The sequence below is a fragment of the Streptomyces sp. NPDC033229 genome, assembly GCF_055576875.1.
In genome coordinates this window covers 67,173-92,175 of record NZ_JBVIQR010000028.1, presented here as the reverse complement: position 1 = coordinate 92,175, position 25,003 = coordinate 67,173, and the positions used below count along the sequence as shown (strand labels likewise).

At 72.7% G+C, this 25,003-nt stretch carries 20 protein-coding genes; 6 read left to right on the top strand and 14 right to left on the bottom strand.

Annotated features, from left to right (window positions below; all coding sequences use genetic code 11):
• The first annotated feature begins 2 nt into the window (after window positions 1–2).
• The 6 genes from ACZ53N_RS23920 to ACZ53N_RS23895 all read left to right on the top strand — a co-directional run bounded on the left by ACZ53N_RS23920 (window position 3) and on the right by ACZ53N_RS23895 (window position 7,731).
• On the top strand, window positions 3–2,267 hold the full coding sequence (locus ACZ53N_RS23920) for a GTPase (protein WP_469142849.1): 2,265 nt from the start codon (window positions 3–5) through the stop codon (window positions 2,265–2,267).
• A 157-nt stretch (window positions 2,268–2,424) separates the two neighbouring features.
• Window positions 2,425–2,943, top strand: a complete 519-nt coding sequence (locus ACZ53N_RS23915; RefSeq protein WP_469142848.1) for a single-stranded DNA-binding protein — start codon at window positions 2,425–2,427, stop codon at window positions 2,941–2,943.
• A gap of 219 nt (window positions 2,944–3,162) precedes the next feature.
• Window positions 3,163–4,608 carry a Cys-Gln thioester bond-forming surface protein gene (locus ACZ53N_RS23910; RefSeq protein ID WP_469142847.1) on the top strand — a complete coding sequence of 482 codons (1,446 nt, stop codon included), beginning with the start codon at window positions 3,163–3,165 and terminating at the stop codon, window positions 4,606–4,608.
• 185 nt (window positions 4,609–4,793) lie between these two features.
• Complete coding sequence (gene ettA / locus ACZ53N_RS23905) at window positions 4,794–6,458, top strand: energy-dependent translational throttle protein EttA (protein WP_469142846.1); 1,665 nt, start codon at window positions 4,794–4,796, stop codon at window positions 6,456–6,458.
• Window positions 6,459–6,460: 2 nt separating this feature from the next.
• Window positions 6,461–6,934, top strand: coding sequence for an acyl-CoA thioesterase (locus tag ACZ53N_RS23900; protein WP_469142845.1), 474 nt, complete (start codon window positions 6,461–6,463; stop codon window positions 6,932–6,934).
• The gene (locus tag ACZ53N_RS23895) at window positions 6,931–7,731 is read left to right on the top strand and encodes a DUF8010 domain-containing protein (RefSeq protein ID WP_469142844.1); all 801 of its coding nucleotides are present in this window, start codon (window positions 6,931–6,933) and stop codon (window positions 7,729–7,731) included. The genes ACZ53N_RS23900 and ACZ53N_RS23895 overlap by 4 nt, the downstream gene beginning before the upstream one ends.
• Before the next feature lie 71 nt (window positions 7,732–7,802).
• Here the strand turns inward: ACZ53N_RS23895 and ACZ53N_RS23890 are convergent, their stop codons facing one another.
• From ACZ53N_RS23890 to ACZ53N_RS23825, 14 genes are all read right to left on the bottom strand, one after another.
• Entirely contained in the window at window positions 7,803–8,207 is a 405-nt protein-coding gene (locus ACZ53N_RS23890) for a globin (RefSeq protein ID WP_362217961.1), read from the bottom strand.
• 201 nt (window positions 8,208–8,408) lie between these two features.
• Window positions 8,409–9,455 carry an FHA domain-containing protein gene (locus ACZ53N_RS23885; protein WP_469142843.1) on the bottom strand — a complete coding sequence of 349 codons (1,047 nt, stop codon included), beginning with the start codon at window positions 9,453–9,455 and terminating at the stop codon, window positions 8,409–8,411.
• Window positions 9,456–9,548: 93 nt separating this feature from the next.
• The gene (locus ACZ53N_RS23880; protein WP_469142842.1) at window positions 9,549–10,913 is read right to left on the bottom strand and encodes a vWA domain-containing protein; all 1,365 of its coding nucleotides are present in this window, start codon (window positions 10,911–10,913) and stop codon (window positions 9,549–9,551) included.
• 107 nt (window positions 10,914–11,020) lie between these two features.
• Window positions 11,021–12,340 (bottom strand): PP2C family protein-serine/threonine phosphatase, encoded by a 1,320-nt coding sequence (locus tag ACZ53N_RS23875; protein WP_469142841.1) that lies wholly within the window; start codon window positions 12,338–12,340, stop codon window positions 11,021–11,023.
• A 3-nt stretch (window positions 12,341–12,343) separates the two neighbouring features.
• Window positions 12,344–15,010 carry a serine/threonine-protein kinase gene (locus ACZ53N_RS23870; protein WP_469142840.1) on the bottom strand — a complete coding sequence of 889 codons (2,667 nt, stop codon included), beginning with the start codon at window positions 15,008–15,010 and terminating at the stop codon, window positions 12,344–12,346.
• Complete coding sequence (locus ACZ53N_RS23865) at window positions 15,007–16,329, bottom strand: hypothetical protein (protein ID WP_469142839.1); 1,323 nt, start codon at window positions 16,327–16,329, stop codon at window positions 15,007–15,009. The genes ACZ53N_RS23870 and ACZ53N_RS23865 overlap by 4 nt, the downstream gene beginning before the upstream one ends.
• A 134-nt stretch (window positions 16,330–16,463) precedes the next feature.
• Window positions 16,464–17,474, bottom strand: coding sequence for a glutamate ABC transporter substrate-binding protein (locus tag ACZ53N_RS23860; protein ID WP_469142838.1), 1,011 nt, complete (start codon window positions 17,472–17,474; stop codon window positions 16,464–16,466).
• Window positions 17,471–18,850: a hypothetical protein gene (locus ACZ53N_RS23855; protein WP_469142837.1), complete on the bottom strand. Its 1,380-nt coding sequence runs from the start codon at window positions 18,848–18,850 to the stop codon at window positions 17,471–17,473. The genes ACZ53N_RS23860 and ACZ53N_RS23855 overlap by 4 nt, the downstream gene beginning before the upstream one ends.
• 306 nt (window positions 18,851–19,156) lie before the next feature.
• Window positions 19,157–19,978, bottom strand: a complete 822-nt coding sequence (gene melC2, locus ACZ53N_RS23850) for a tyrosinase MelC2 (protein ID WP_469142836.1) — start codon at window positions 19,976–19,978, stop codon at window positions 19,157–19,159.
• Between the two features lie 42 nt (window positions 19,979–20,020).
• Window positions 20,021–20,437, bottom strand: a complete 417-nt coding sequence (melC1, locus tag ACZ53N_RS23845; protein WP_469142835.1) for an apotyrosinase chaperone MelC1 — start codon at window positions 20,435–20,437, stop codon at window positions 20,021–20,023.
• A gap of 463 nt (window positions 20,438–20,900) precedes the next feature.
• Window positions 20,901–21,917 carry an N-acetylglucosamine kinase gene (locus ACZ53N_RS23840; protein WP_469142834.1) on the bottom strand — a complete coding sequence of 339 codons (1,017 nt, stop codon included), beginning with the start codon at window positions 21,915–21,917 and terminating at the stop codon, window positions 20,901–20,903.
• Window positions 21,914–23,167 carry a 6-phospho-beta-glucosidase gene (locus ACZ53N_RS23835; RefSeq protein ID WP_469142833.1) on the bottom strand — a complete coding sequence of 418 codons (1,254 nt, stop codon included), beginning with the start codon at window positions 23,165–23,167 and terminating at the stop codon, window positions 21,914–21,916. Before ACZ53N_RS23835 ends, ACZ53N_RS23840 begins: the two co-directional genes overlap by 4 nt.
• A 16-nt stretch (window positions 23,168–23,183) precedes the next feature.
• A complete protein-coding gene (locus ACZ53N_RS23830; protein ID WP_469142832.1) occupies window positions 23,184–24,041 on the bottom strand; it encodes a carbohydrate ABC transporter permease in 858 nt (285 codons plus the stop codon).
• A 6-nt stretch (window positions 24,042–24,047) separates the two neighbouring features.
• Window positions 24,048–25,001, bottom strand: a complete 954-nt coding sequence (locus tag ACZ53N_RS23825; protein WP_469142872.1) for a carbohydrate ABC transporter permease — start codon at window positions 24,999–25,001, stop codon at window positions 24,048–24,050.
• Window positions 25,002–25,003 lie beyond the last annotated feature (2 nt).

Genomic DNA, 25,003 nt, shown 5'->3' with positions numbered 1-25,003 from the left:
CCGTGCACTCCGCCGACAGCCGCGACGAACCCGACGGGCGCACCGGACGACGCCAAGAGCGAGGGGAGCAACAGTTTCCCGACCGCTCGCCCCAAACCTGGGACGACGGGCTGATCGCACGCCGTGCGCAGCCGGAGCGCTCCCGGCGGGGCGGCCGCGACGGCGCTCCCGCGCGGGACCACGACCGCCCGCCGGCCCGGCCCCCGGTCGCGCCCCCACCCAGAGTCGCGACGCCGACCGGCAACGCCCTGCGGCCCCGTCTGGACGCGCTGCGGGAACTGGTCGGGCTGTCGCGGGCGCGGCTGGACCGGCGCACGCTGGCCGAGGCCGGGCGGGTGCTGGAGGAGGCCGAGGCGCGGCAGCGGCACTCGCTCGACCTGACGGTGGTGGCGCTCGCCGGGGCGACCGGCAGCGGCAAATCGACGCTGTTCAACACGCTCGCCCGGGCGCCGCTCTCGGAGGCCGGGGTGCGCCGGCCGACCACCGCCGCACCGGTCGCCTGCACCTGGACGGACCGCGCGGGCGGCCTGCTCGACCGGCTGGGCATCCACCCGAGGGCGCGTCGGCTGCCGTCCCGCCCGTACGACCCGGGGCTGAGCGGGCTCGTCCTGCTCGACCTGCCCGACCACGACTCGGCGGCGCCGGGCCACCGGGAGCAGGTGGACCGGTTGCTGGGGCTGGTGGACGCGGTGATCTGGGTGGTGGACCCGGAGAAGTACGCGGACGCGGTGCTGCACGAGCGCTATCTGCGGCCGCTGGCGGGCTACGCCGAGGTCACCTTCGTGGTGCTCAACCAGGTGGACCGGCTGTCGGGCGACGCCGCCGACCAGGTGCTGGACGATCTGCGGCGGCTGCTGGACGAGGACGGCCTCGCGCTCGGCGAGCACGGTGAGCCGGGGGCGGTGGTGCTCGCCCTCTCGGCCCTGACGGGGGAGGGTGTCGGCGAACTGCGTCAGATGCTGGGACAGTTCACTGCGCGGCGCAGCGCGGCGGAGCTGCGGCTGGCCGCCGATGTGGACGGCGCGTCGGCGCGGCTGCGGCCGGCGTACATGGCCGAGGGACGGCCGGGGCTCACGGAACGGGCGCGGCAGGAGTTCGAGGACCGGCTGGCGGAGGCCGTGGGCGCCCAGGCGGCCGGGCTGTCGGCGGAACGGGCCTGGCTGCGGGACGCGGAGCGCGCGTGCGGGACGGCGTGGGCGCCGGTGCGACGCTGGTACGAGCGGAAGCGGGCGGCGGCCAAGGGCGGCGCCGGACGGGGCGCGGACAGCGGGGTGCCCGGCCTGACCGGCCTGGCCGGCGCGAGGAGCGGTGGCGGACGGGGGCCGCGCGCCGCGCGGGCCGACGCCGTGGCGAGGGTGGCCGGCGCGGCCCGCCGAGGCGCCGCCGCCGGGGCGGGGAGTGACGCTTCGGCCGCTGTCCCGGCCTCGGGTTCCGGCCGGGCCGCTGACTCTGTGTCAGGTTCCGCTTCACGTTCCGTTTCGATCCTCGGCTCGAATCCTGGTGCGAGTCGTGGTGCGAGCTCTGGTGCGAGTCATGGTCCGGGTCGCGGGTCGAGTCCTGTTTCGGGATCCGCCGCGGATCTCGTGCCGGGCGCCGTGCTCTGGCCGGGTTCCCGGGGAGCCGGAGCATCCGTGACCGGTGGCTCGGGCGGTGTCTCGGACGCCGGCCCCGGCGGCGTCCCGGCCGGTGCTTCCGGCACCCCCGGCACCCCCGGCATCCCCGCCTCGTCCCGCCGCACGGCCTCCCGGCCGCTCGTCGAGCAGGCTGTGCGGACCCTCGCGTACGAGGCCTCCGTCGGGCTGCCCGGACCCTGGGCGCAGGCCGTGCGCGAGGCGGCGGGGCGCGGGACGGAGGGGGTGGCCCAGGCGCTGGACGAGGCGGCTTCGGCGGCGGCCGGGGCGGCGCGGCCACCGCGGCCCAGGTGGTGGGCGGTGGTGGCGGTCGTGCAGGTCGCGCTGCTGGTCGTGCAACTCACGGGCATGGTGTGGCTGATGGGTGCGGTCACGGGAGTGTTCGGCGGGGAGTGGTGGGCCCCGGGGTTGCTGATCACCGCCGGCGGAGTGGGCGGGCCGATCCTCGCGTGGGCCTGTCGGCTGGCGGCGCGCGGCCCGGCCCGCGGTCACGGGGCGGAGGCGGAACGCAGGCTGCGGGGCGCGGCGGCGGGATGCGGGCGAGCGCGGGTGCTGGAACCGGTGGTGGCCGAGCTGCTGCGCTACCGGGAGGTGCGGACGCAGTTCGTGATCGTGGCGGGGGAGACGCAGACGTAGGCGGATGGGGGCATGACGCCCCACCTCTCACCCCTGTGGGGGACGGCTTTTTCCACAACCGATCGGTCGTCCACAGGGCCCGGCGGGCTCCGCCGATTCGGGGCAGCATGAGGTCACCGGTCAGGACGGAGCAGGCAAGGCATTGGGGGCGGTCGGTATGAACGAGACGCTGGTGACGGTCGTGGGGAACGTCGCGACGCAACCGGACTTCAGGGAATCGGCGAACGGGGCGGCGGTGTCGCGGTTCCGGCTTGCGGCCACGGTGCGCCGTTGGGACCGGGGGCGCGAGGAATGGGCGGACGCGTACACGAGCTTTTACACCGTGTGGGCATGGCGGGCTCTGGCCGCGAATGTGGTCGCCTCGGTGACCATCGGTGAACCCCTCGTCGTACAGGGGCGGTTGAGAATCCAGGAACAGGAGCGCGAGGGGAAACGGTGGCTTTCGGCGGACATTGACGCCACGTCGATCGGGCACGATCTCGCGCGCGGCACCTCGGCGTTCCGACGGGTCTCGCCCGCCCGGCCGCTGCCGCTCGAACCTGTGCGGATGACCGGGGTGGCGAGCCCGGTCGACGCCGGTGAACCGCTCGCCGCACGGGAGTCCACGCGAGAACCCGCGCGAGAGTCCGCACGGGAGCCCGGACGGGAGCCCGCGGGGGCGGCGACCGCCCTGTGAAATGAGGGGTTTGTCCCGGTGATTTATCGATAATGCCGGGACGAATGCGCCTTCCCGGTAACGATTCCGATTCGGATCGGTTGAGCGCACGCATGGGTGGGCATCGGGCCGCGGCCGCTCCTTAGGATCCCGTTCGTATCAACGAGGGCTTCTGAGTATTGAGTTCGCCGGCGAGCCGCACCGATCGGGGTCGATCCACGCTTGCCTGAAAGGAAATCGATGATTTCTGTAACGAGGCGCGGAGCTGCCCGCCTTACCGCAGTGGCCCTGGCCTCCACCCTGGCGGTGACGGGCGCGATAGCCGCCGCGATCCCCGCCGCGGCGGACGAGGTGCCACAGAACGCGGGCGGCGTCAGTGCCTCGCTCGGTCGGATCACGGCCGGCTCCGAAGCCGTCGTGCGCGACGCGCGCAAGGCCGGGAGCGTCCAGGCCGGCCTGTTCGAGATGAAGGTCGACGGCGGCGGCACGCTGCAGACGTACTGCGTCGACATCCGCACCAACACGGTGGACGGCGCGAGGTACAAGGAGACCGGCTGGAGCGAGTCGTCCCTGCACGGCAACAAGGACGCGGGCAGGATCCGCTGGATCCTCCAGCACTCCTACCCCCAGGTGAACGACCTCGCCGCGCTCGCCAAGGACGCCGGGTCCGGCCCCCTCGACGCGAACACCGCCGCGGCCGGCACCCAGGTCGCGATCTGGCGCTACTCGGACCACATCAAGGTCGACGCCAAGAACCCGGCGGCCCAGAAGCTCGCCGACTACCTCCACAAGAGCGCCGAGGACGTCGAGGAGCCCAAGGCGTCCCTCACGCTCTCCCCGTCGGCCGTCTCCGGGAAGTCCGGGCAGAAGCTCGGTCCCGTCACCGTCCGCACCAACGCCGGCAGCGTCTCCGTGGCCCTCGCCGGTGACGCCGCGGGCAAGGGCGTAAAGATCGTGGACAAGGCCGGGAAGCCGGTCACCACCACCGGCAACGGCGGCCGGCTCTTCTTCGACGTGCCCTCCGGCGCGGCCGACGGCACCATCTCGCTCAAGGCCACGGCCGCCACCAAGGTCCCGGTCGGCCGCGCCTTCATCGGAGACCACACCAAGACCCAGACGCAGATCCTGGCCGGTTCGAGCGAGAGCACCGTCTCCGCCACCGCCACCGCGAACTGGGCGGAGAAGGGCGCCATACCGGCGCTGTCGGCCAGGAAGAGCTGCGCCAAGGGCGGCATGGAGATCACCGCGGTCAACAAAGGCGACCAGGCTTTCACCTTCGAGCTCGAGGGCAGGAAGCACACCGTCAAGCCCGGCGGCTCCGAGACCACGCTCGTGAAGGTGGCCGAGGACCAGGCCTACAAGTTCACGATCAAGGGGCCGAACGGCTTCGCCAAGACCTTCGCCGGGATCATGGACTGCGAGACCGCGCAGAACGCCCAGGTCTCCCGGGTCAACACCCACGGCGCTCCGGGCGGCGCCGCCCCCTCCCCCCGCCCGAGCCGGACCCCGGCCGGCTCCACCGGCGGCTCCCACGGCTCCACCGGCAACGGCACCACCTCCGGTGATCTGGCGAGCACCGGCGGGAGCACCGCCACCCCGAAGATCGCGGGCGTGGCGATCGCCCTGATCGTGGTCGGCAGCGGCGCGGTCTACCTCCTCCGCAGGAACAGGACGGCGGGCCAGTGACGCGCGGCGGGGAGCCCGGCGGGAGCCGGGGCCACGGCCCGGGGGAGAGCCGCGCGTGAGCGGCTCCGCGGCCCCGGCGGGCCCCGCCGCGCCGGGACCGCGCCCGCAACCCGTTTCCGCCCAGGGCGCCCGGTGCGGCAAGATGGGTTGTATCTGCCCACTCATCGATTGCCGGACGGTTTCTCTTGGCTGAGTACATCTACACCATGCGCAAGACGCGCAAGGCGCACGGCGACAAGGTCATCCTCGATGACGTGACGCTGAGCTTCCTGCCCGGTGCGAAGATCGGTGTGGTCGGCCCCAACGGCGCCGGTAAGTCCACCGTCCTCAAGATCATGGCCGGGCTGGAGCAGCCTTCCAACGGCGACGCGTTCCTCTCGCCGGGCTACAGCGTCGGCATCCTGATGCAGGAGCCGAAGCTCGACGAGTCCAAGACGGTCCTGGAGAACGTCGAGGACGGTGTCGCCGAGATCAAGGGGAAGCTCAACCGCTTCAACGAGATCGCCGAGCTGATGGCGACCGACTACTCCGACGCGCTGCTCGATGAGATGGGCAAGCTCCAGGAGGAGCTCGACCACGCCAACGCCTGGGACCTCGACGCGCAGCTCGAGCAGGCCATGGACGCGCTGGGCTGCCCGCCCGGCGACTGGCCGGTCGTCAACCTCTCCGGTGGCGAGAAGCGCCGTGTCGCGCTCTGCAAGCTGCTGCTCGAGGCCCCCGACCTGCTGCTCCTCGACGAGCCCACCAACCACCTCGACGCCGAGTCGGTGAACTGGCTGGAGCAGCACCTCTCGAAGTACGCGGGCGCCGTTGTCGCCGTCACCCACGACCGCTACTTCCTCAACAACGTCGCCGAGTGGATCCTGGAGCTCGACCGCGGCCGGGCGCTTCCCTACGAGGGCAACTACTCGACGTACCTCGAGAAGAAGGCCACCCGCCTGAAGGTGGAGGGCCAGAAGGACGCCAAGCGCGCCAAGCGGCTCAAGGAGGAGCTGGAGTGGGTCCGCTCCAATGCCAAGGGCCGCCAGACCAAGTCCAAGGCCCGTCTCGCTCGCTATGAGGAGATGGCGGCCGAGGCCGACAAGATGCGGAAGCTGGACTTCGAGGAGATCCAGATCCCGCCGGGCCCGCGTCTGGGCTCCGTCGTCGTCGAGGTCAACAACCTCTCCAAGAGCTTCGGCGACAAGCTGCTCGTCGACGACCTCTCCTTCTCGCTCCCGCGAAACGGCATCGTCGGCATCATCGGCCCGAACGGCGCCGGCAAGACGACCCTCTTCAAGATGATCCAGGGCCTGGAGACCCCGGACTCCGGCTCGATCAAAATCGGCGAGACCGTCAAGATCTCGTACGTCGACCAGAGCCGCGCCAACATCGACCCCAAGAAGACGCTGTGGGCCGTCGTCTCCGACGAGCTGGACTACATCAACGTCGGCCAGGTCGAGATGCCCTCCCGCGCGTACGTCAGCGCCTTCGGCTTCAAGGGCCCGGACCAGCAGAAGCCCGCCGGTGTCCTCTCCGGTGGTGAGCGCAACCGCCTGAACCTGGCGCTCACGCTCAAGGTGGGCGGCAACCTGCTGCTCCTCGACGAGCCGACGAACGACCTCGACGTCGAGACTCTGTCCTCGCTCGAGAACGCGCTGCTGGAGTTCCCCGGTGCGGCCGTGGTCATCTCCCACGACCGCTGGTTCCTCGACCGGGTCGCGACGCACATTCTCGCCTACGAGGGCAACTCCAAGTGGTACTGGTTCGAGGGCAACTTCGAGTCGTACGAGAAGAACAAGGTCGAGCGGCTCGGAGCGGACGCGACCCGTCCGCACCGTGCCACGTACAAGAAGCTGACCCGGGGCTGACCGTGGCGCGTCACCTGTACTCCTGCCCCCTGCGCTGGTCGGACATGGACGCGTTCGGCCATGTGAACAACGCGGTCTTCGTGCGCTATCTCGAAGAGGCGCGCATCGACTTCATGTTCCGGCTGGCGCCGGGGGAGGGCAGCGAGTCCTTCCAGGGCGGGTCCGTCGTGGCCCGGCACGAGATCGACTATCTGCGGCCCCTGGTCCACCGGCATGAGCCGGTGACCATCGAGACGTGGGTGACCAAGGTGGGTGCCGCGTCCCTGACCGTTGCCTACGAGGTCAAGGACGCCGACCAGGTGTACGTCCGGGCCTCCACCGTCGTCGTCCCGTTCGACTTCGACCGGGGCAGGCCGCGGCGGATCACCGCCGAGGAGAGGATGTTCCTGGAGGAGTTCCGGGACGACGCCGGCCCGGTGGCCGCCGATGCGGGCGGGCAGCGGGACACCCCCGCGAAGGAGGCCGTCGCCGTATGACGGCGAACCGGGCCCCGTACGGTCAGCGGCTGCGTTTCGCCGATGCCGGGGAGGCGGCCGACCTGGCCGCCTTCCTGGCCCGGCTGATCCACTACGACCGTGCCGCCGCCGTCCGTCTGCAGGCGGGCGGCGGGGTGCTCGGCGTCTTCGGCCGGCCGCCGTCGTTCGAGGTGCTCGCCATCCGTACCGCCCGGCTGACGGAGGACGTCCCGCTGGACGTCACCGTGTCGGCCGGGCAGCTCGCGGACGCCCTCGACGCGGCCGGGGCCGGTCGCGCCGCCCGGGCCGACGGCCCGGAGATCACCGTGCCCGAGTCCGTCACCGGCCCGCCGTGGGCCGGGCTGCTGCCGCCGCGCGGCGGCTGGCAGCGCGTGGCGGGCCTCCCGGACGTGGTGGCCGTACGGGACGCGGTCGCCGCCGCGGTCGCGGAGTTCCGCGCCCGCGACGAGGCGCTCCCCGAGCAGCACCGGACCCGTGCCGAGCGTGACCGCATCGGCCGTGAGATCTGGTCCCGCACCCTCGGCGACACCCGGTTGCCGCTGCGCGCGGTCCACGCCGCGCAGTCGCTGGGATTCCTGCGCCCCCCGCGGACCGCGGCCGTGCCCCGCACCCGGTCCGGGGCCGCCGAAGCCGCGCACACCATGCCCGGCACGCCCCGCGCGGCGGTGGCGACGGTCCTCGCCCCCGAGCCGCTGGCCCTCTTCACCGCGGGCGGCTGGCTGCGGCTGCGCACCCCCTACGGCTCGATAGCCGTCCGCACGGGCGGCCTCCCGGGCCTCACCGTCACCCCGGCCTGAGGCGGGACAGCGCGTGCCGCCGGGCGCGCTCAGCCCTCGGTGCCGACCGTTCAGCCTTCGGCGTTGACCGCTCAGCCCTCGGTGTTGACCATCGACGCGGCGGCGTAGGTCAGGTAGTTCCACAGCTGCTCGGTATGGGCGGGGGAGAGCTCCAGTTCGTCCACCGCGTCCCGCATGTGCCGCAGCCACGCGTCGTGCGCGGCCCGATCCACGGCGAAGGGCGCGTGCCGCATCCGCAGTCGCGGGTGGCCGCGGTTGTCGCTGTAGGTACGGGGGCCGCCCCAGTACTGGATGAGGAACAGCACCAGGCGCTCCTCGGCCGGGCCGAGGTCCTCCTCCGGGTACATCGGCCGCAGCAGCGGGTCCTCCGCGACGCCCTGGTAGAAGCGGTGGACCAGGCGCCGGAAAGTCTCCTCGCCGCCGACCTGCTCGTAAAAGGTCTGCTCCTGAAGCGTGCCGCGTGGAATCTTGTTCACGCTCCCATGGTCTCAGACCGCCCGGCCGAGGACCGGCGATGTAGGACCACCGGCAAACGGGACGCGGTCCCCGTGCGGCCGCGCCCGGCCGCATCCGGCCGTACTCGCGAGTAGCCGCGGAGAGGGGCCACAGGAACGTTTCGGCGTCACCGTGTCCGGCCGTCGCCCTCGCCGTCCGCCCCCCCCGGCCGCGGCCGGATGTCAGCCCCGGTGGACCGTGATCGTGGTCCACGCCCCGACGTGCACCCGGTCACCGTCCTGGAGGGGGACCGGGACATAGGGCTGGATGGAGTCCTCGGAGCCGTTGATCGTCGTGCCGTTGGTGGAGTCCTGGTCGACGACCGCCCAACTGCCGTCCGGCTGCTGGACGAACATGGCGTGCTGATGCGAGACGCCCGGGTCCTCCGGCGGCCGGGACAGATCGATGTCGGGCGACTCGCCCGTGCTGTGCCGACGGCGGCCGATGGTCACCTGGTGGCCGCTGAGCTGGAGACGCAGCTCGGGGGAGTACGCGGGGAGGTTCAGCCCGGACGCCTCGGGGCCGCTGCGGTTCATCATCGACCGGAAGTACTCGCGGTCCGGCCCGATGACCGCGACCCAGCTCGCGGGCGGCGCGAGCGGAGGCCCCTGCGACGGCACGGGCGGAGGTGCCCCCTCCGCGACGGCGGCCCGGGACTGCGGCTGCCCCTCGTATCCGTACTGCGGGGCCGACGGGGTGCTCGGCGGCGGCAGCACCCAGTCGTCCTCGCCGAACGTCTGCGGCTGCGGCGTGAGCGGCTCGGCGGGACGGTTGATCTGGGACGGGCGTGAACCGTGGTACTCGAAGCTCTGCGGCGGCGGTGTCTGCCGGGACGGGGGCGGCGGTGCCGACTGGAAGCCCTGCGCCTGCGACGGCGGGGTCGCGTACGGGTTCGTCGCCTGCGTCAGGAAGTTGTAGCGGCACTCCTCGCAGAACGGCGCCTGCGCCTCACGGGGGGTGCGGCAGTGCGGGCACAGCTCCGCCTGCATGGTGGCGTCCCCACCGGGATCCGGGAAACCGTAGGTCCCGGAACCGCCCCCGGGGACCGCGCCGGGAGCACCGCCGGGCACGCTCTGCGGGCCGCTCGCGCCGGTCAGGGGCGGTCCGGGCGGCGGGGGAGGGGGCGGGGGGACGGCACCCGTGGGTGCGGGAGCCCCCGACATCCGGCGGCCGCACACCTCGCACCAGTCCTCGGCCGCCGACTGATGGCCGTTCGGGCAGGTCGGCATCTCGGTTCATTCCCCCTCGTGTGCCGTTCGGCGACGGTCTCCGCCGCGGCCGCCCCATGCGTCCGCCGCGCCCATTCTTCCCTGTTCAGGTCTTCACTTCTTGACGCGAACCGTTTTGGTGGAGCGGGTTTCCAGCGTCATCCGCGCCTCCGCCGAGACCTTCGCCTTCAGCCGCACAGTACCCGCCGCCGCGTCCACGACGTCCACTACCTTCGCGAGCAGTTTCGCGGTGTCGTCGTTGCCCGAACGGCTGGCCAATTGCACGGCCCGCCCCAGTTTGGCCGTGGCGCCGTCGAGGTCCCCCGATTCGCGCAGTTCCAGGCCCTGTTGGATGACCTGGGCCAGTTCGGCCTGGCCGGTGTAGTGGGCGACCTGCGCGTTGATGGCGGTCGACGCCGCCAGATCGTCCGTCCACACCGCCCGCACGAGCCCCTGCGCGAGCACCTGCGGCGGCGAGCCGTCCGGCGCGGGCAGGACGAGCGAGACCCGCGCGGCGAGCATCTCCTGTCCCACCTCGGCGTTCGGCACCCGTACACACACGTGGTAGTCCCGCGACTCGTCGCCCCACGAGCCGGTGGGGTAGTCGCCCGCGCGCGGCCCGGCCTCGGTGCGGCGACCGGTCAAGTCCTCCACGGTCGGTGCCACTTGTTTGACGAAGCGCACCTCGGCGCCCAGCGGGGTCCACAGCCGCAGGGAGACGTCCGCGATCTCCTTGCCCATGGCGGACTCCATCATTCCGGTGAAGTCCGCGGCCAGCCCGGCCGGATCGGCGACGATGTCGGCGGTGCCCAGGAGCGCCGACGCGATGCCGGTGACCTCCTTGACCTCCCAGTCCGTCCCGACGCCCCGGGCGTCACAGGTGAACCGGCCCGCGCACGCCTCCAGCGTCGCGAGCAGCTCCTTGGGGCCCTCGTGTTCGTTGCGGCCGTCGGTGAGCAGGATGCCGTGACGTATCGCCGCGTCCGAGGAGGCGAGCAGCTTGTCGGCGAGGCGCAGCCAGGTGCCGATGGCGGTACCGCCGTTCGCGCTGATCTTCCGCAGGGCCTCCTTGGCCTGGCCGCGGGTGGTGTCGTCCGCCACCGCGAGCCGGCCGCCGCCGGGGTAGATCTCCTTCGCCTGGTGGGTGCCGGAGACGACGGCGAAGGCGACGCCGTCGCGCAAGGTGTCGATGGCGGCGGCGGTGGCGTCCCGGGCGTTGCGCATCTTGACGGGCGGGTACTCCATCGAGCCGGAGGAGTCGACCATGATGACGACGGCCGCGTCCGGGGCGGCCGCGGGGAAGGGCCCCGAGGGCGAGGGGGAGGCGAAGGCCGGGACGGGTGTCTCTCCGGTGGTGCCGCCGCCGGTGGCGGTGACCGTGACGATCGCGTTGACCTCACGGCCGCCCTCGGGCAGATGCGTGTTCTGGTAGACCTCGGCGGAGAACCGGGGCACGCGCGGCTTGGAGAAATTCGCCATCGGATCCGCTCCTTCGTTCCACGTGGACACATGAACGGGCGGACAGGCGCGCCGGTGCCCCGAACTGACACCGGCGTGCGATCCCCCCGTGGACGCTTCTTCGGCCGTCAGGCCGATCCTGCCCCTTCCGACGGGGTGGGGAACGGCAGGATCGCCACTGTTACGTTGTCGTGGCCCCCTCCGTCCAGGGCGTGGCCCAGCAGATGGCGTGCGCACTCCAGTGGCCGCGAGCGGGCGTCCGGCGGCACGACCGCGGCCATCTGCTCGGCGGATTCGGCGTAGTTCCACAGTCCGTCGGTGCACACCACGACGACGCCCGGCCGGTCGGGGTGGAAGGAGGCGGTGTGCGGCTCGATCTCGTACGCGTCCGCGCCGAGCCAGCCGGTGATGGCGTGCGCGCGCTCGTCGGCGTACGCCTCGGCCTCGGACATCAGGCCCGCCGCGACCATCTGGGCGGCCCAGGAGTCGTCCTCGGTGAGCCGGGCGGGCTGGGTGGTGCGGTCGTCCGGCACCCAGTACGCGCGGCTGTCGCCGATCCAGCCGACGGTCAGCAGATCGCCGGTGACGACGGCGCTCACGATCGTGCAGGCCGGAGCGTTCTCCTGGCGGTGCCGGTCGTGGTCGCGCGGCCGGTGGCCGGGTGCGGCGAGGGCGCCCACGGCCTCGGCGGCCCGCAGGATCGCCTCGTGGGTGGCCTCCTTCGGGGCCGTGCCCAGCGGCAGGGCCGCCATCAGCGTCTCCCGCGCGGCCAGGACGGCCGCGGCGGACGCCTCGTCGGGGCGGGTCGCGGACGACACCCCGTCGCTGACGACGGCGATGACGGCCGTGCCGCCGTCGCCCTGGGCCGTGGTGGACACGGCGTACGCGTCCTCGTTCCGGTGGTGGCGCAGGCCCCGGTCGCTGACCGCCGCGACGCCTGCCGACTCGTGCTCCATGTGATCCCGTTCGCGCGGCTGTGCATGCCCGCAGTGTTCGCAGTACCCGTCTTTGTCGATCATCCCCGCCCGGCAGGCCCCGCAGGTCCGGCCGGTGCCGGGACACGCCGGACCCGAGCTGGGGGCGGCCGCCGGGCCGCCGTGTGCCTGGGCCGGCACCCCGGCCGGCGCGTCGGTGGCGCGCGGGTCGGGGACGGCCGTCCGGCCGGGTGCCCGGCCGGGCCCGGCCGGCCCGGGGCGCGGCTCGGCGGCCGGCCGGGCCGCGGGGTCCGTACGGCCCGCCGTGCCCGGCGCGGCGAGGCGGTAGTCGTCTCCCCGCTGCCCTCCGGGCTCCGGTCGCAGCCGTGCCGCGACGGGCCCCGCGCCGCCCCGCGCGGGGGGCAGCGCCGAGAGGTCGGCGCCGCAGCGGCCGCAGAAATTATCGGCCGGCTCCAGGGGCTCGTCGCAGGCGGGGCACACCGTCAGCTGTGGGGGTTGCGGCAGTTGCGACATCGATCACACCCATGTCCTGGGGCGGAAACGGTTGGCCCGCTCCACCAGTTCGATCCTTTCGTCACCGCGCTGGGCGAGCCGGGCGAGCACGCGGTACGAGCGTTCCAGCCCGAAGCGCAGCCCCCGCTCGTCCAGGTCGCTGCCGAGCAGCGTGCGCGGGCCCGGTGGCGCGCCGGGGCCGCCCGGCGCGCCACTGCTGCCGGACAGCACCCAGTCCAGCGCGCTGCCCAGCACTTCCGTGGACAACTGTTCGCGGCGCACCGCGTCCAGGCCGAAGTCCGCGAGCCGCTCCACCTGTCCGGCGGCGGCCGTGAGGTCGTTCAGCAGCGCGTCCTGGGCGGGGCGCTGCCGCAGCCGGGCCCGGACCGCCGCGACGCGCGCCGCCGTGTAGTGGATGGAGGCCTCCGGTACGGACTCCAGGGCGCGTACCGCGCCCGCGCGGTCCCCGGTGGCGAGCCGCACCCGGGCCAGCGCGAAGGCGGCGCTGACGAAGCTCGGGTCCGTCGTCCACACCAGGTGGTAGTACTCGGCGGCGTTGTCGAGCTGGCCGAGCACCTCCGCGCAGATCCCGAGGGCCAGCTTCGGGGCGGGCTCGCCCGGGAACGCGTCGTAGACGGCGTCGAAGGACAGCGCGGCGATCTCGTTGCGGCCGGAGGCCAGCGCCTGCAACCCGCGGTACCAGACGACCCGCCAGTCGTCGGGGTGCGCGGCGTCGAGCTCGGCGACGGCCCGCGCCGCCTGCTCCATCTCGCCGAGTTCCAGCTGGGCGCGGAGGCGGCGCAGCCGCACCTCCGGCGAGTCGGCGGGCGCGGCCTGGAGCGCCGCGTACACCTCGGCGGGCTGGGAGGCGAGCAGACCGGCGAGGAACCCCGCGTTGGGGTCGGCCGGGTCGACGAGGGGGACCGGCAGGGCGAGGGCGGCGGCCCGGGCGTCGAGCGCGGCACACGAGGAGACAGCGGCGCCGGCCGGGCGGGTCGCGAGGGCGCCACCGGGCGTCGGTGGGGCGGGCGGGGCCGGTGGCGCGGGTGCCCGGTGCTTGCGGCGCCCGTGGTGCGCCCGGCCGCCCAGCGTGGAGGTGACGTCCGACCGCTCCTCGAACAGCCGGGTGTCCACGACCCGCAGTTCCGGCCCGAACAGCGTGGACAGCGCGGGCCGCGGCCGTCCCGTCTGGAGCGCCACGACCTCCCGCAGCACGCCCGTCAGCTGGTCGGCCATCTCCGCGGCGGACGCGAACCGCCGCCCAGGGTCGGGGTCGGTGGCCCGGACGAGCAGCCGGTAGAAGGATTCGTAGCGGGTGAAGACCTCGATGTGCTCGGGGTCGGGGAGCCGGTCCGCGAAGACGTTCGTGTAGCCCTGGAAGTCGAAGGTGAGCACGGCGAGGGTACGCGCGACGGTGTAGAGGTCGGAGGCGACCGACGGGCCCAGCTCGGCGATCTCCGGGGCCTGGTAGCCGACCGTGCCGTAGATCGCGCTGCTGTCGTCGTCCATCCGCCGGACCGCGCCCATGTCGATGAGTTTGAGCTGGTCCTGCTGCTGAATGGCGTTGTCGACCTTGAAGTCGCAGTAGAGCAGATTGCGGCTGTGCAGATGGCCGAGCGCCTCCAGTGCCTCGATGCCGTACGCGCAGGCCTGCTCGACCGGCAAGGGGTCCCGGCGCCCGTCGGGCTGCCGCCGCTCGTTGGCGATCTCCTTGAGCGACTTGCCGCCGACGTACTCCATCACGATGTAGCCGTCGAGGCTGCCGGTCCGCTGGTCGAGGTGCTCGACGAAGTTGTAGATGCGGACGATGTTGGAGTGCTCGATCTCCGCGAGGAAGCGGCGCTCGGAGAGGGCGACCGCGAGCGCGTCCTCGTCACCGGTGTCGAGCAGGCCCTTGAGCACCACCCAGCGGTCGGAGACCGCCCGGTCGACGGCGAGGTAGATCCAGCCGAGCCCGCCGTGCGCGAGACAGCCCGTCACCTCGTACTGCCCGTGGACCACATCGCCCGGGCGCAGCTTCGGTACGAAGGAGTACGGGTGCCCGCACTTGGTGCAGAAGCCCTCGGTGCGCCCGGGGCGGTCGCCGCGCGAACGGCCGACCTGCGCGCCGCAGTCGCTCTTGCTGCAGAACCGCTTGCGCTCGGGCACCTCCGGGTCGGCCAGCACCGCCGCCCGGGGGTCGGGGCGCGGCACGCCGGGCATGGTGATCAGGCCCGCACCGAGTTTGTTGCGCCCGGAGGCGGCGCCGGAGGAGTGCGAGCTGCTGCGCACCGACACCGACTGCGCGGCGGTCCCTTCGGAGCCCCCCGACAGCGACCGCGACAGCCGCCCCGAGACGGACCGGCGGGACCCCGACGACCGCGAGGACCGTGAGGAGGACCGCGACGACGACTGCGACGAGGACGGGGAGGAGGCAGCGGAGCCGGACGCCCCGGACCGCTCGGAGGGCTCCGATGACGACCCCGATGACGACCCTGACGACGACACAGCCGCGAAGCCGCCGCCCGCGCCGGGGGAGCCGACGCGGCTGATGCCGGCCCGCCCGCCGCTCGTGACCCCCGTGGACGGCGAGGAGAGCGTCCCCACCGGGGTGACGACGGGCGCGAGCCCGCAGGTGTCGCAGTACCGCTCACCGCCGCCCACATCCTCGTACGTCCCGGCACAGCCGGGCCGCTGGCAGGCGCTGTTCATGATTCCCCCCTACGGTCGGTGGGCTCGTGCGCCGCGGCTCCGGCGGGCGGCGACAGCGTCTCGGCCACCGCCCGCTGATAGCGCAGCACGGCCTCCTCGGCGGCCATGAGGTCGCACGGCGCGCTCCACAGTCGGCGCCGCGCGTCGTCGTACCGCTCGATGAGGAAGGGGTCCTCCGCCAGCCCGTGCCGGGCGACCTTCGCCTTGTACGCGTCGAGGCGGCCGCGCAGTTCGGCCCGCACGGCCAGCGGCGCGGTCACCGCCGTCAGCGACTCGCGGGCGCGCAGCAACTCCTCCTCGGAGCGCTCCTCCAGGCTCTCCAGAAGCGGGGAGAGCCGGTGCCACTGGGCACGGCGGCGCTGGTCGGCGGCGGCCGACAACTGTTCGTACAGCGCGGTCGGCGGGCCGGAGACGGCGGGCACGTCGGACCCGGCGATCTTCGAGAGGACCTCGACGCGGGCCTGCCGGGCCTCGTTCAGCGTGCGGTCCGCGCGGGAGAGCACGTCGCGCACCCGCATCAGCCGCTGTTCGGCGTCCTGCCGGACGTCGAGGACGGCCTCGATCTCGCGCCGCACCTCCTCCAGGGCGCGGGCCGCGCGGTCGTAGCGGGCGGTGTCCGGGCGGCCGCCGCCGGGCGCCGAGCTGGGCGAGGCGCCGTACCAGAAGGCGAGCGGATCGGATATCACCTCGGCACGCAGCGAGGCCAGCTCGTGGGTGATCTGCTCCAGGTCGTCACCGGAGGGGTGCTCGCCGGGCCGCACGCCCACCGAGTGGGCGAGGGAGCGGGTGCGCTGGAGCTCGGCGGCCAGCAGATCGATCCGGGCGGGCAGCGCGGACCAGACGGCGTCGGCGGTGACGACCACGTCGAGCGCCTCCGCGTACCAGCCGTTCATCCGGTCGACCAGCTCGGTCAGGCTCAGCCGCTCGCTGAGCCGCGCGGCGGGGGCGAGCGCGGGGGTCAGCGCCAGGGTGCCTCCGCCGGGCAGGGTGACGCCGGAGCCGCGCAGCAGGTCGGTGAGTTCGGCCAGCTCGCCCTGGGTGGGCCAGCGGCGGCGGGCCCGCAGCTCGCGGGCGGTGGTCAGGACGTCGGTGTAGACGTCGAAGTGCGTCCACAACTGGGTGATGAGCTGCTCGGCGACGGCCCACCGGCTCTTGGTGGCGCCGGTCAGCTCCGCCCCCTCCAGGAGACGGCGGCCGGCGTGGTCCTGGAGGGCGAGCAGCGAGGATTCGACGGCCTCGTGCTCAGCGCCCAGTCTCGCCAGCGCACGGTCCACCTCCTCGCGGCTCAAGGCCGGCCCGGTGGGCCCCGCGACCGCCATCGATCCCCTCTCCTGTCCGCGGCCCGCGCCGCGTACGTCCGCTGCTCCCGCCTTCGTGGGGGGTTCCCCCGAAGGCGTCCGGCCCGTGTCCCGGGGCCGGCGGGTCCCTTCCGGCCCGGTGCTCGTCGTGCCGGTCAGTCCTTGTACTTGGGCACCGGTGGGCCGGTGATGCCCGGGAGTTCATGGGCGAGCCACTTCTCGTAGGCCCGCATCCACGCACTGGCGGTGCCGCCGCGGCGGTACTCCTCCAGAACCTCGTTGACCCGGCGTACCAGGTCGGCGTCCCGGAGATTCATCGCCACGCCGTACGGTTCGGTGGTGAACGGTTTACCGACGAGCCGCAGCGACGGGTCCTGGGCCGCCTGCCCGGCCGCCAGGGCGTTGTCGGTGATCACCGCGTCCACCCGGCCGAGTTGGAGCCGGACCAGGCAGTCGAGCTGATTGGGCACGGTCAGCACCTGAGCGCCGTGCGATTCATCGGTCAGCTCGCTCTCTCCCGTGGATCCCTTGGCCGTACAGACCTTCTTCCCCTTCAAAGTGTCGTCGAATGCCTTGATCGGTGAGTCTTTGGGGGCCAGTACCTGCTGACCCGCTTCGAAATAGGCGGTGGAGAAGGCGACTTGCTTGATCCGGTCACAGTTGATGGTCATCGTGCGAGCGATGATGTCCACCTTGCCCTTTTCCAGGGCGGGTATGCGCTGGTTCGTGGGTATCGCGAGAAAGGTGACCTTGTCGGCGTCGCCCAGGACGGCCTTGGCGACGGCCCGCACGAGGTCGATGTCGAAGCCGCTCAGTCGGCCGTTGGCCGGGTCGCGGTAGCCCCAGCGGAAGCTGTTCTGGTCGACGCCGGCGATCAGCCAACCGCGGTTCTTGATCCGCTGCACGGCCGGGCCGTCCGTGCCGCCCACGGCGGGCCGGAGGCTGGCCTCGGGGTCCTGGCACTTCGCGGCGGCCGCCGGGACCCGGGGGCCGGCCGCCGCCCGGTCCGCCCGGTGCCCGGCCCGGCCGCCGTCGGCACCGGCCGGGCCGGGGACCAGCAGCGCCGCCGCCGCGGCCAGCGTGCACACGGCCGCCGTCACGGCCCATGCGGTCGCCCCGCGCCGGGCTCCGTATCGTGTCGTCAACGCCCCGCCTCCCCCTGTCATCGGTACTCCGACAGCCTGCGGCCAATGCCGAGCACCGCGCCCGCCGCACCCAGCACGGCCAGCACGGCGGCGCCGGCCGTCAGCCCCGCGAGGGCCCCGCGCCCGTCGTCCGCCGCGCGGCGGAACTCGCCCTGTTCGTGGGCGAGCGCCCGGCGCAGCGCGTCGTCCACCCGGTCGAAGGACTCGCCCGTGCTGCCGTGCTCGCCGATCACCTTCGGCAGGGCCCGCTCGTAGTTCCCGCCGTCGTCGGCGGTGCGGGCCTCGCCGTGTCGCTGCTGCCACCGGCGGACGTCCTCGATCGCCGCTCGGACCGGGTCGCCGCCCGCGGAGTCGTCGGCGAGCGACCGGGCCCGCTCCAGCAGGCTGCCGCGCCCGGGTTCGCCCCGGTCGCCGCCGATGAGCCGGCGCATGCCCGCGCGGTAGCTCGCCTCGTACGCGTCGTCGCCGCCCGGGGTGAGCACGGCGCCGCGCGCCACGAGGGTGAGGTTCTCGTCGCCCCGGGCCTGGAGGGAGGCGATACGGGCCTCGTTGAGCACCTGGAGGGACTTGGCGCCGTGCGCGGAGGAGTCCCGCAGCTCCGCGCGGGCCACGCCGTGCCCGACGACCAGCCACAGCAGCACGACCGTGGCGGCGGCACTCGCGCCGAGCAGACCGTGGTTGAAGACGCGGTTGGTGCGCAGGAACTCGCGGCGCTGGGCCCAGCCGAGGGCGGCGAGGGCCAGCACCCCGGTGCCGAGCGCGGCCCAGGGCCAGCGCTCGGCGTCGTCGTAGTCCGAGCCGAGCCGGCCGGTCTCCGCCTCGTAGAGCCGGCGGGCGGCGGGCAGCAGATCCTCGCGCATGCGGTCGCCCGCGTAGCGCAGATAGGCGCCGCCGAGCGGGAGACCCTGACGGTTGTTGGCACGGGCCGACTCCACCAGACCGGTGTACTGCGGAAGTTGTTCGTTGAGCTTCGCTATCTGTTCGCGTGCGGAGGCCGAGCCCTCCGTGTTGGCCGCCGCCTTGACCAGCAGCCCGGACGCGAGGGCGATGTCCTTCTCGTATCTCTGCCGGACCGCGCGCGGCTCCTGGCCGCCCGCGAGGAAGCCGCTGGCGGCGGTGGTGTCGGCGTCGGCGAGCGAGCGGTAGATGTCCGCGGCGTCGGCGCTCAGCGGCTGGCTGGTGCCGACCACGGCGTCCGAGGCCGCCGCCCGGTCGGCGACCTGCCAGGCGGTGACCGTCCCGAAGACGATCAGCAGTCCGGCCAGCACCGCCCCGATGCCGCGCAGCCGGCCCGGTTCGGTGACCGCCGCGGCCCGCAGTCGGTCGAGCCCCTCGCGCCATGCCGTACGCCCGGGCCCCGGGCCCGGGGCGCCGCCGGTCGGCTGCGGGTATGACACGAGACCTCCCCCTCGGTCGCCACGGCACCCTCCGCCCGTCGGCGGGCTACGGATGCCCGGCCAGCAGTATGGCCGCAGGAACTGACAAAAACACCGGTAACGCATCGATCTTGTTCAGATCGCGATCTTGGTCGGTGGTGCCGAGCCGTTCCGCAAGGCGCATCTGCGCTCGTTCCCTCCTTCTCTCCACGCGAGCGCTCCGCGTCCGGTTCCCGGGCCGCCTCCCGCGCCCGCGCCACGCGCCCGCGCCCGCCCCTGGGGCCGGGGGCCGGAGGGGCGGGCGCGGGAGCAGGTCGCTACGGACCGTCAGTGGTCGTAGGTGTAGAAGCGGGTGTGGTCGAGCATGTCGGCCGGGGTGACGTTGTTCCAGGGGCGCATGGTGTCGCCCAGGTCCACGACGTTGGCGGTGCCGGCGGCCGGCAGGTACGTCGAGGTGGGGTGGGCGCGCTGCCACTCCGTCCACAGCTTGTCTATGAAGCAGTGGTGCAGCCAGAAGACCGGGTCGTTCGGCGAGACGCCGGAGGACATCTGGCCGCCCATCCACACGTGCACCCGGTTGTGGAGGTTCACCCCGCGCCACCCTTCGAGGTGGTTGCGGAAGCCGTTCGAGGAGCTGTTCCAGGGGGCCATGTCGTAAGTGGCCATGGCGAGGACGGAGTCGACCTCGGCCCTGGTGGGCAGCTGTGCGACGCCGGAGCCCATCTCCCGCTGGAGGTACGGGCGGCTGTCGACGTTCACGGTGATGGGCCACTTGCCCCCGCTGTAGGCGAAGGGCCCGGTGGTCACCTGTGCGTCGCGGGGGCGGCCGTTGCCGCCGAGGAAGTCCGCGCCCCAGATCGAGGCGGTGGTCGTGCGGTCGGCCGTCCAGTCCCAGTAGGGGAGCGTCACCGAGGCGTCGACGGTCTGGAGCTCCTTCTCGAACTGGATGAGGAACTGCCGGTGCCAGGGGAGGAAGGAGGGCGAGCGGTGGCCCACGCGGTCCCCGTTGTCGGTGTCGCTCATGATGAACTGGTTGTGCGTCCGGACGAAGCCGTCGTAGCGCCCGCTCTTCTTGAGCTCCAGCAGGGCGTTGACGAAATTGCGCTTCTCGGTGGCGGTCAGGCTCGCCTGGTTCTTGCGCACTGCCATGGTCGTGTTCCTTTCGGGGAGGGGCTGGGGGAGTGGCAGGCGTCAGGTGGCGATCGGGACGAGCGTCGCGCCGCGCAGCTTGTCCACGGCGGCACGGGCCGCGGCGCGCGGGTCGGCGTAGGTCTCGTAGTGGTTGATCACGCTGATGTAGGTGCCGTCGGCGTTCCGCATCAGGTGCAGTTCCCGGCCGTCGATCGTGACGGTGAAGCCGCCGCCGTGGTGGGCGCCGTGGCCGCCCTCGGCGGCCTTGCCCACGATGCGTCGCCCTTGGTGGAGCTCGTCGAACGGCACGGGCCCGGCAGGGGTCGCGGGGCCGCCGTGACCGGAGTGGTCGGTGCTCGAAGCGGCCTGGGCGAGGGTGCCGGTGCCGGCGAGCACGCCCGGGAGGGCCAGGGCCGCTCCCGCGACGGCCACGGCGGTTCCTCTGAGCACAAGACGGCGGTTGATGTTGGACGACATGCGTGAACCCCTGGGGATGAGTGATCAGGAGCAGGTTTTGTCACGAATGCACCGCAACGCCCTTTGGGCGGCGGTTGCTTGTCGTATTTCGTGACTAATCCATGCGGAGCCGGATGCTCGCATGACCACCGAGAAGGGGGTGAAACGGATAAGCGGAATGTGGACATTGGGTATATGAAGGGTCAACAAGCCGGAAGGGAGGAGTTGCTGCCCCATTGCGCTATTGACGCAGTGTCAGGAAAAAAGTCCGCGCGGAATGATCTTGAACGAATGTTTTACGGTGCGGGGTCGTTCCGGGTGACGTCTCTCACGGCGCGAAGGTGACGCGAAAGTCGCCACCGGCGAGGCGGTTCACGGCCGTTGGGTGCGGCCTCCGCGACGCCGATGGCGACGATGGGGTGACGGTGGGGGCGGTGTGGCCCGGGGGCGGCTTCGGCCGTCGTCACGTGTCGTGCGTACGTGCCTACATGTAGTGGGCACGCAATCGGTTGTGGGCGGCGTTCGGAACCCCGACGTGGTCGAATGCCAGCAGTGCCGCGCCCAGCACCGGCGGCGCCGTGACGACCACCGGCCGGGCCGCGGGAGCACGCTCCGCCAGCAGCTCCTCGATCTGGTCGAGCAGCAGGGAGTGCCGGGCCGCCAGGACGCCGCCGCCCAGCACGACGGGCACCTCCGCCTCCAGCAGTTCCAGCCGGGCCAGCGCGACGGCGGCCATGGTGACGATCTCCCGCGCCTGCTGGGTGACGATGCCCCGGGCGACCGCGTCGCCGTCGGCGGCAACCGCGAACAGCAGCGGGGTCAGCTCGTGGCGGCGCGCGGCCGACACCGCGCCCAGATGCAGCGCCTCGATCAACGCCTGCATGTCCGGCAGCCCGAAGTGCGCGGGTACGGCGTGGGCCAGCGCGCTCGCCTCGCCCCGGCCGTCGTGGGCCCGCGCGGCCCACCACAGCGCCTCCTCCGCCAGATGCCCGCCGCCGCCCCAGTCGCCGGAGAGCCGGCCGATCGCGGGGAAGCGGGCGATGCGGCCGCCCGGGGCCAGCCCCGCGCAGTTGATGCCCGCGCCGCAGACGACGGCGACGCCCGCCGGCTCCCCCTCGTCGGGCAGGCCCGCCCGCAGCAGGGCGAAGGTGTCGTTGGCGACGGTGACCGAGTGCCCCCACCCGTAGGCGGCGATCTCCGCGGTGAGCCGCTGCTCCTCCACGGGCAGATCGGCGTTGGCCAGACAGGCCTGCACGTGGTCCACCCGCAGGGGCCCGGTCAGCCCAGCCCGGGACGCGGCCTCGGCGACGAGCGGCACGAGTATCGCCACCGCCTGCTCGGTGCCCACGACCGGTGGCTGGAAGCCCCCGCCGCGCGCCTCGCCGAGGACCGTGCCGTCGGTGGCCACCACGGCCACGTCGGTCTTGCTGTTGCCGGCGTCGATGGCCAGCACGGCGCCGGGGACGGCCGCCGGGGAGGCCGGTTCCGTCTGGTTGCTCATGCCCACGCGAGGTGCTCCCGGTTGTGTGCGAGAAGGTCGTCGGTCAGTCGGTCCGCGTACTCGATCTGGCCCACCAGCGGGTGCGCGAGCAGCGCCTCGAACACCCGGTCGCGGCCGCCCTTCACCGCCGCCTCCAGCGCCAGCCGCTCGTACGCCGTGACGTGCCCGATGAGCCCCGCGTACAGCGGCTCCACGGGCCGTACCGGCAGCGGGCGCGCGCCGCGCGCGTCCACCGAGGCGGGTACCTCGATGACCGCGTCGTCGGGGAGGAAGGGCAGCGCGCCGGCGTTGAAGGTGTTGACCACCTGGACGTCACCGGTGTCGCGCAGCAGGGACGACGTCAGCGCGACGGCGGCCTCCGAATAGAAGGCACCGCCCCGCCGGGCCAGCAGCTCCGGCTTCTCGTCCAGCGCCGGGTCGCCGTACATGGCCAGCAGCCGCCGTTCCATGTCGGCCACCTCGGCGGCCCGGGAGGGCCCGGCCCGCAGCTCCCGCACGACGGCGTCGTGCTGGTAGAAGTAGCGCAGGTAGTACGAGGGCACGACGCCGAGCCGGTCCAGCAGGGCGCGCGGCAGACGAAGATCGGCCGCGATCGCCTCGCCGTGCTCGGCGATCAGCTCGGGCAGCACGTCCTTCTCCCCGACCCGCACCGACCGTTCCCAGGTGAGGTGGTTCAGCCCGACGTGCTCCAGGGTGACGTCCTGGGGGGAGACGCCGAGCAGGGCCGCGAACTTCCGCTGGAAGCCGATGGCCACGTTGCACAGCCCGACGGCCCGGTGCCCGGCGGTCAGCAGGGCCCGGGTCACGATGCCGACGGGGTTGGTGAAGTCCACGATCCAGGCGTCCGGGTTGCGCCGCCGGACCCGCTCGGCGATGTCGAGCACCACCGGCACCGTGCGCAGCGCCTTGGCGAGGCCGCCCGCGCCCGTCGTCTCCTGTCCGACGCAGCCGCACTCCAGCGGCCACGTCTCGTCCTGCTGCCGGGCCGCCTGCCCGCCCACCCGCAGTTGGAGCAGGACCGCGTCGGCGCCGTCGACGCCCGCGTCCAGGTCGGAGGTCCAGGAGATCCGGCCGGGGTGGCCCTGCTTGGCGAAGATCCGCCGGGCGAGCCCGCCGACCAGCTCCAGCCGGCCTGCGGCCGGGTCGACCAGGACGAGTTCCGTCAGCGGCAGTACGTCCCGCAGCCGGGCGAAGCCGTCGACGAGTTCGGGGGTGTAGGTCGAGCCTCCGCCGACCACGGCGAGCTTCATACGAGCCTCATGGACATCAGCCCTTTACTCCGGTGAGAGTGACGCCTTCGACGAAGGCCTTCTGAGCGAAGAAGAAAACGATGATGACCGGGGCCATGACCAGCAGCGTCGCCGCCATGGTCAGGTTCCAGTCGACGCTGTGCGCGCTTTTGAAGGACTCCAGGCCGTAGGACAGGGTCCAGGCGCCCGGGTTCTGCGCCGCGTAGATCTGCGGCCCGAAGTAGTCGTTCCAGCAGTAGAAGAACTGGAAGAGCGCGATGGCCGCGATGCCCGGCTTCGCCATGGGGACGACGACGCGCAGCAGGGTCCGCAGCTCCCCGCAGCCGTCGATCCTCGCGGACTCCAGGTACTCGGTGGGGATGGTCAGCAGGAACTGCCGCAGCAGGAAGATGGAGTACGCGTCGCCGAACGCCATCGGGATGATCAGTGGCCACAGCGACCCCGACAGATGCAGCTGCTGCGCCCACACCAGATACATCGGTATGACGATGACCTGCGGCGGCAGCATCATCGTCGCGATGACGAGGGTCATCGCCGTGCGGCGCCCGCGGAAGCGGAACTTGGCGAGCGCGTAGGCGACCGGGATCGAGGAGCACACGGTGAAGAGCGTGCCCAGTCCGGCGTAGATCAGTGAGTTCTTCCACCAGTCGAGGAAGCCGGGGGTGCGGAAGACCTCCGCGTAGTTGGACCACCGCCACTCGTGCGGCCACAGCTCACCGCTCATCGCCTGTTCGTCGCTCATGACCGAGGTCAGCAGGACGAAGACGAAGGGCAGGACGAAGAAGAGCGCGGCGGCGACGGCGGTGATGTGCACGGCGATCCAGTGCAGGACCCGGGTGCGAGTGCGTGCTGTGGTGCGGGCGGGGGTGGTCATGTCGGTTCAGTCCTCCGCCGTCTGCAGGCCGGCGCTTTTGCGCATCAGGAGCGAGGTCACGGCCATCGCGATGGCGAAGAGTACGAGCGAGAGCACGCACGCGGCACCGGTGTTGAAGTTCTGGAAGCCGAGCGAGTAGACGAGCTGCGGCACGGTGAGGGTGCTGTGGTCGGGATAGCCGGGCTGGATGCTCGAGCCCGGTCCGACGCTGACGCCGGAGGCGAGTTTTCCGGCCACGAGCGCCTGGGTGTAGTACTGCATGGTCTGCACGACGCCCGTCACGACCGCGAACATCACGATCGGGGTGATGGACGGCCAGGTGACATAGCGGAACTTCGACCAGGCGCCCGCGCCGTCCAGCTCGGCGGCCTCGTACTGCTCCTTGGGCACGTCCAGCAGGGCCGCCATGAAGATCACCATCAGATCGCCGATGCCCCAGAGCGAGAGCAGCACCAGCGACGGCTTCGCCCACGTCGGGTCGTTGAACCAGTTGGGCGCGGAGACGCCGATCGTGGCGAGGATCTCGTTGACCGGCCCGGTGCCCGGGTTGAGGAGGAAGACGAAGGCGACGGTCGCCGCCACCGGAGGGGCCAGATAGGGCAGATAGAAGAGGGTGCGGAAGAGCCCGACGCCGGACTTGATTTTGGTGACGAGCAGCCCGATGCCGAGGCCGAAGACGACGCGCAGGGCGACCATCACGACCACGAGCCACAGGGTGTTCCACAGGGCGGGCCCGAACAGCGGCATCTGGCCGAGGACGTACTTCCAGTTCCGCAGGCCCACAAAGGTGGGGGCCTCGATCTGGTTGTAGTGCATGAAGGAGAAATAGACGGTGGCGAGGAGGGGGTAGGCGAAGAAGACGCTGAAACCGACCAGCCAGGGGGAGAGGAAAGCGAGGGTGCGCAGCCGTGCGCGGCGGTGCTTGCGCCGCAGCTCGGGTGCGGGGTGCCGGGGGGCCATTG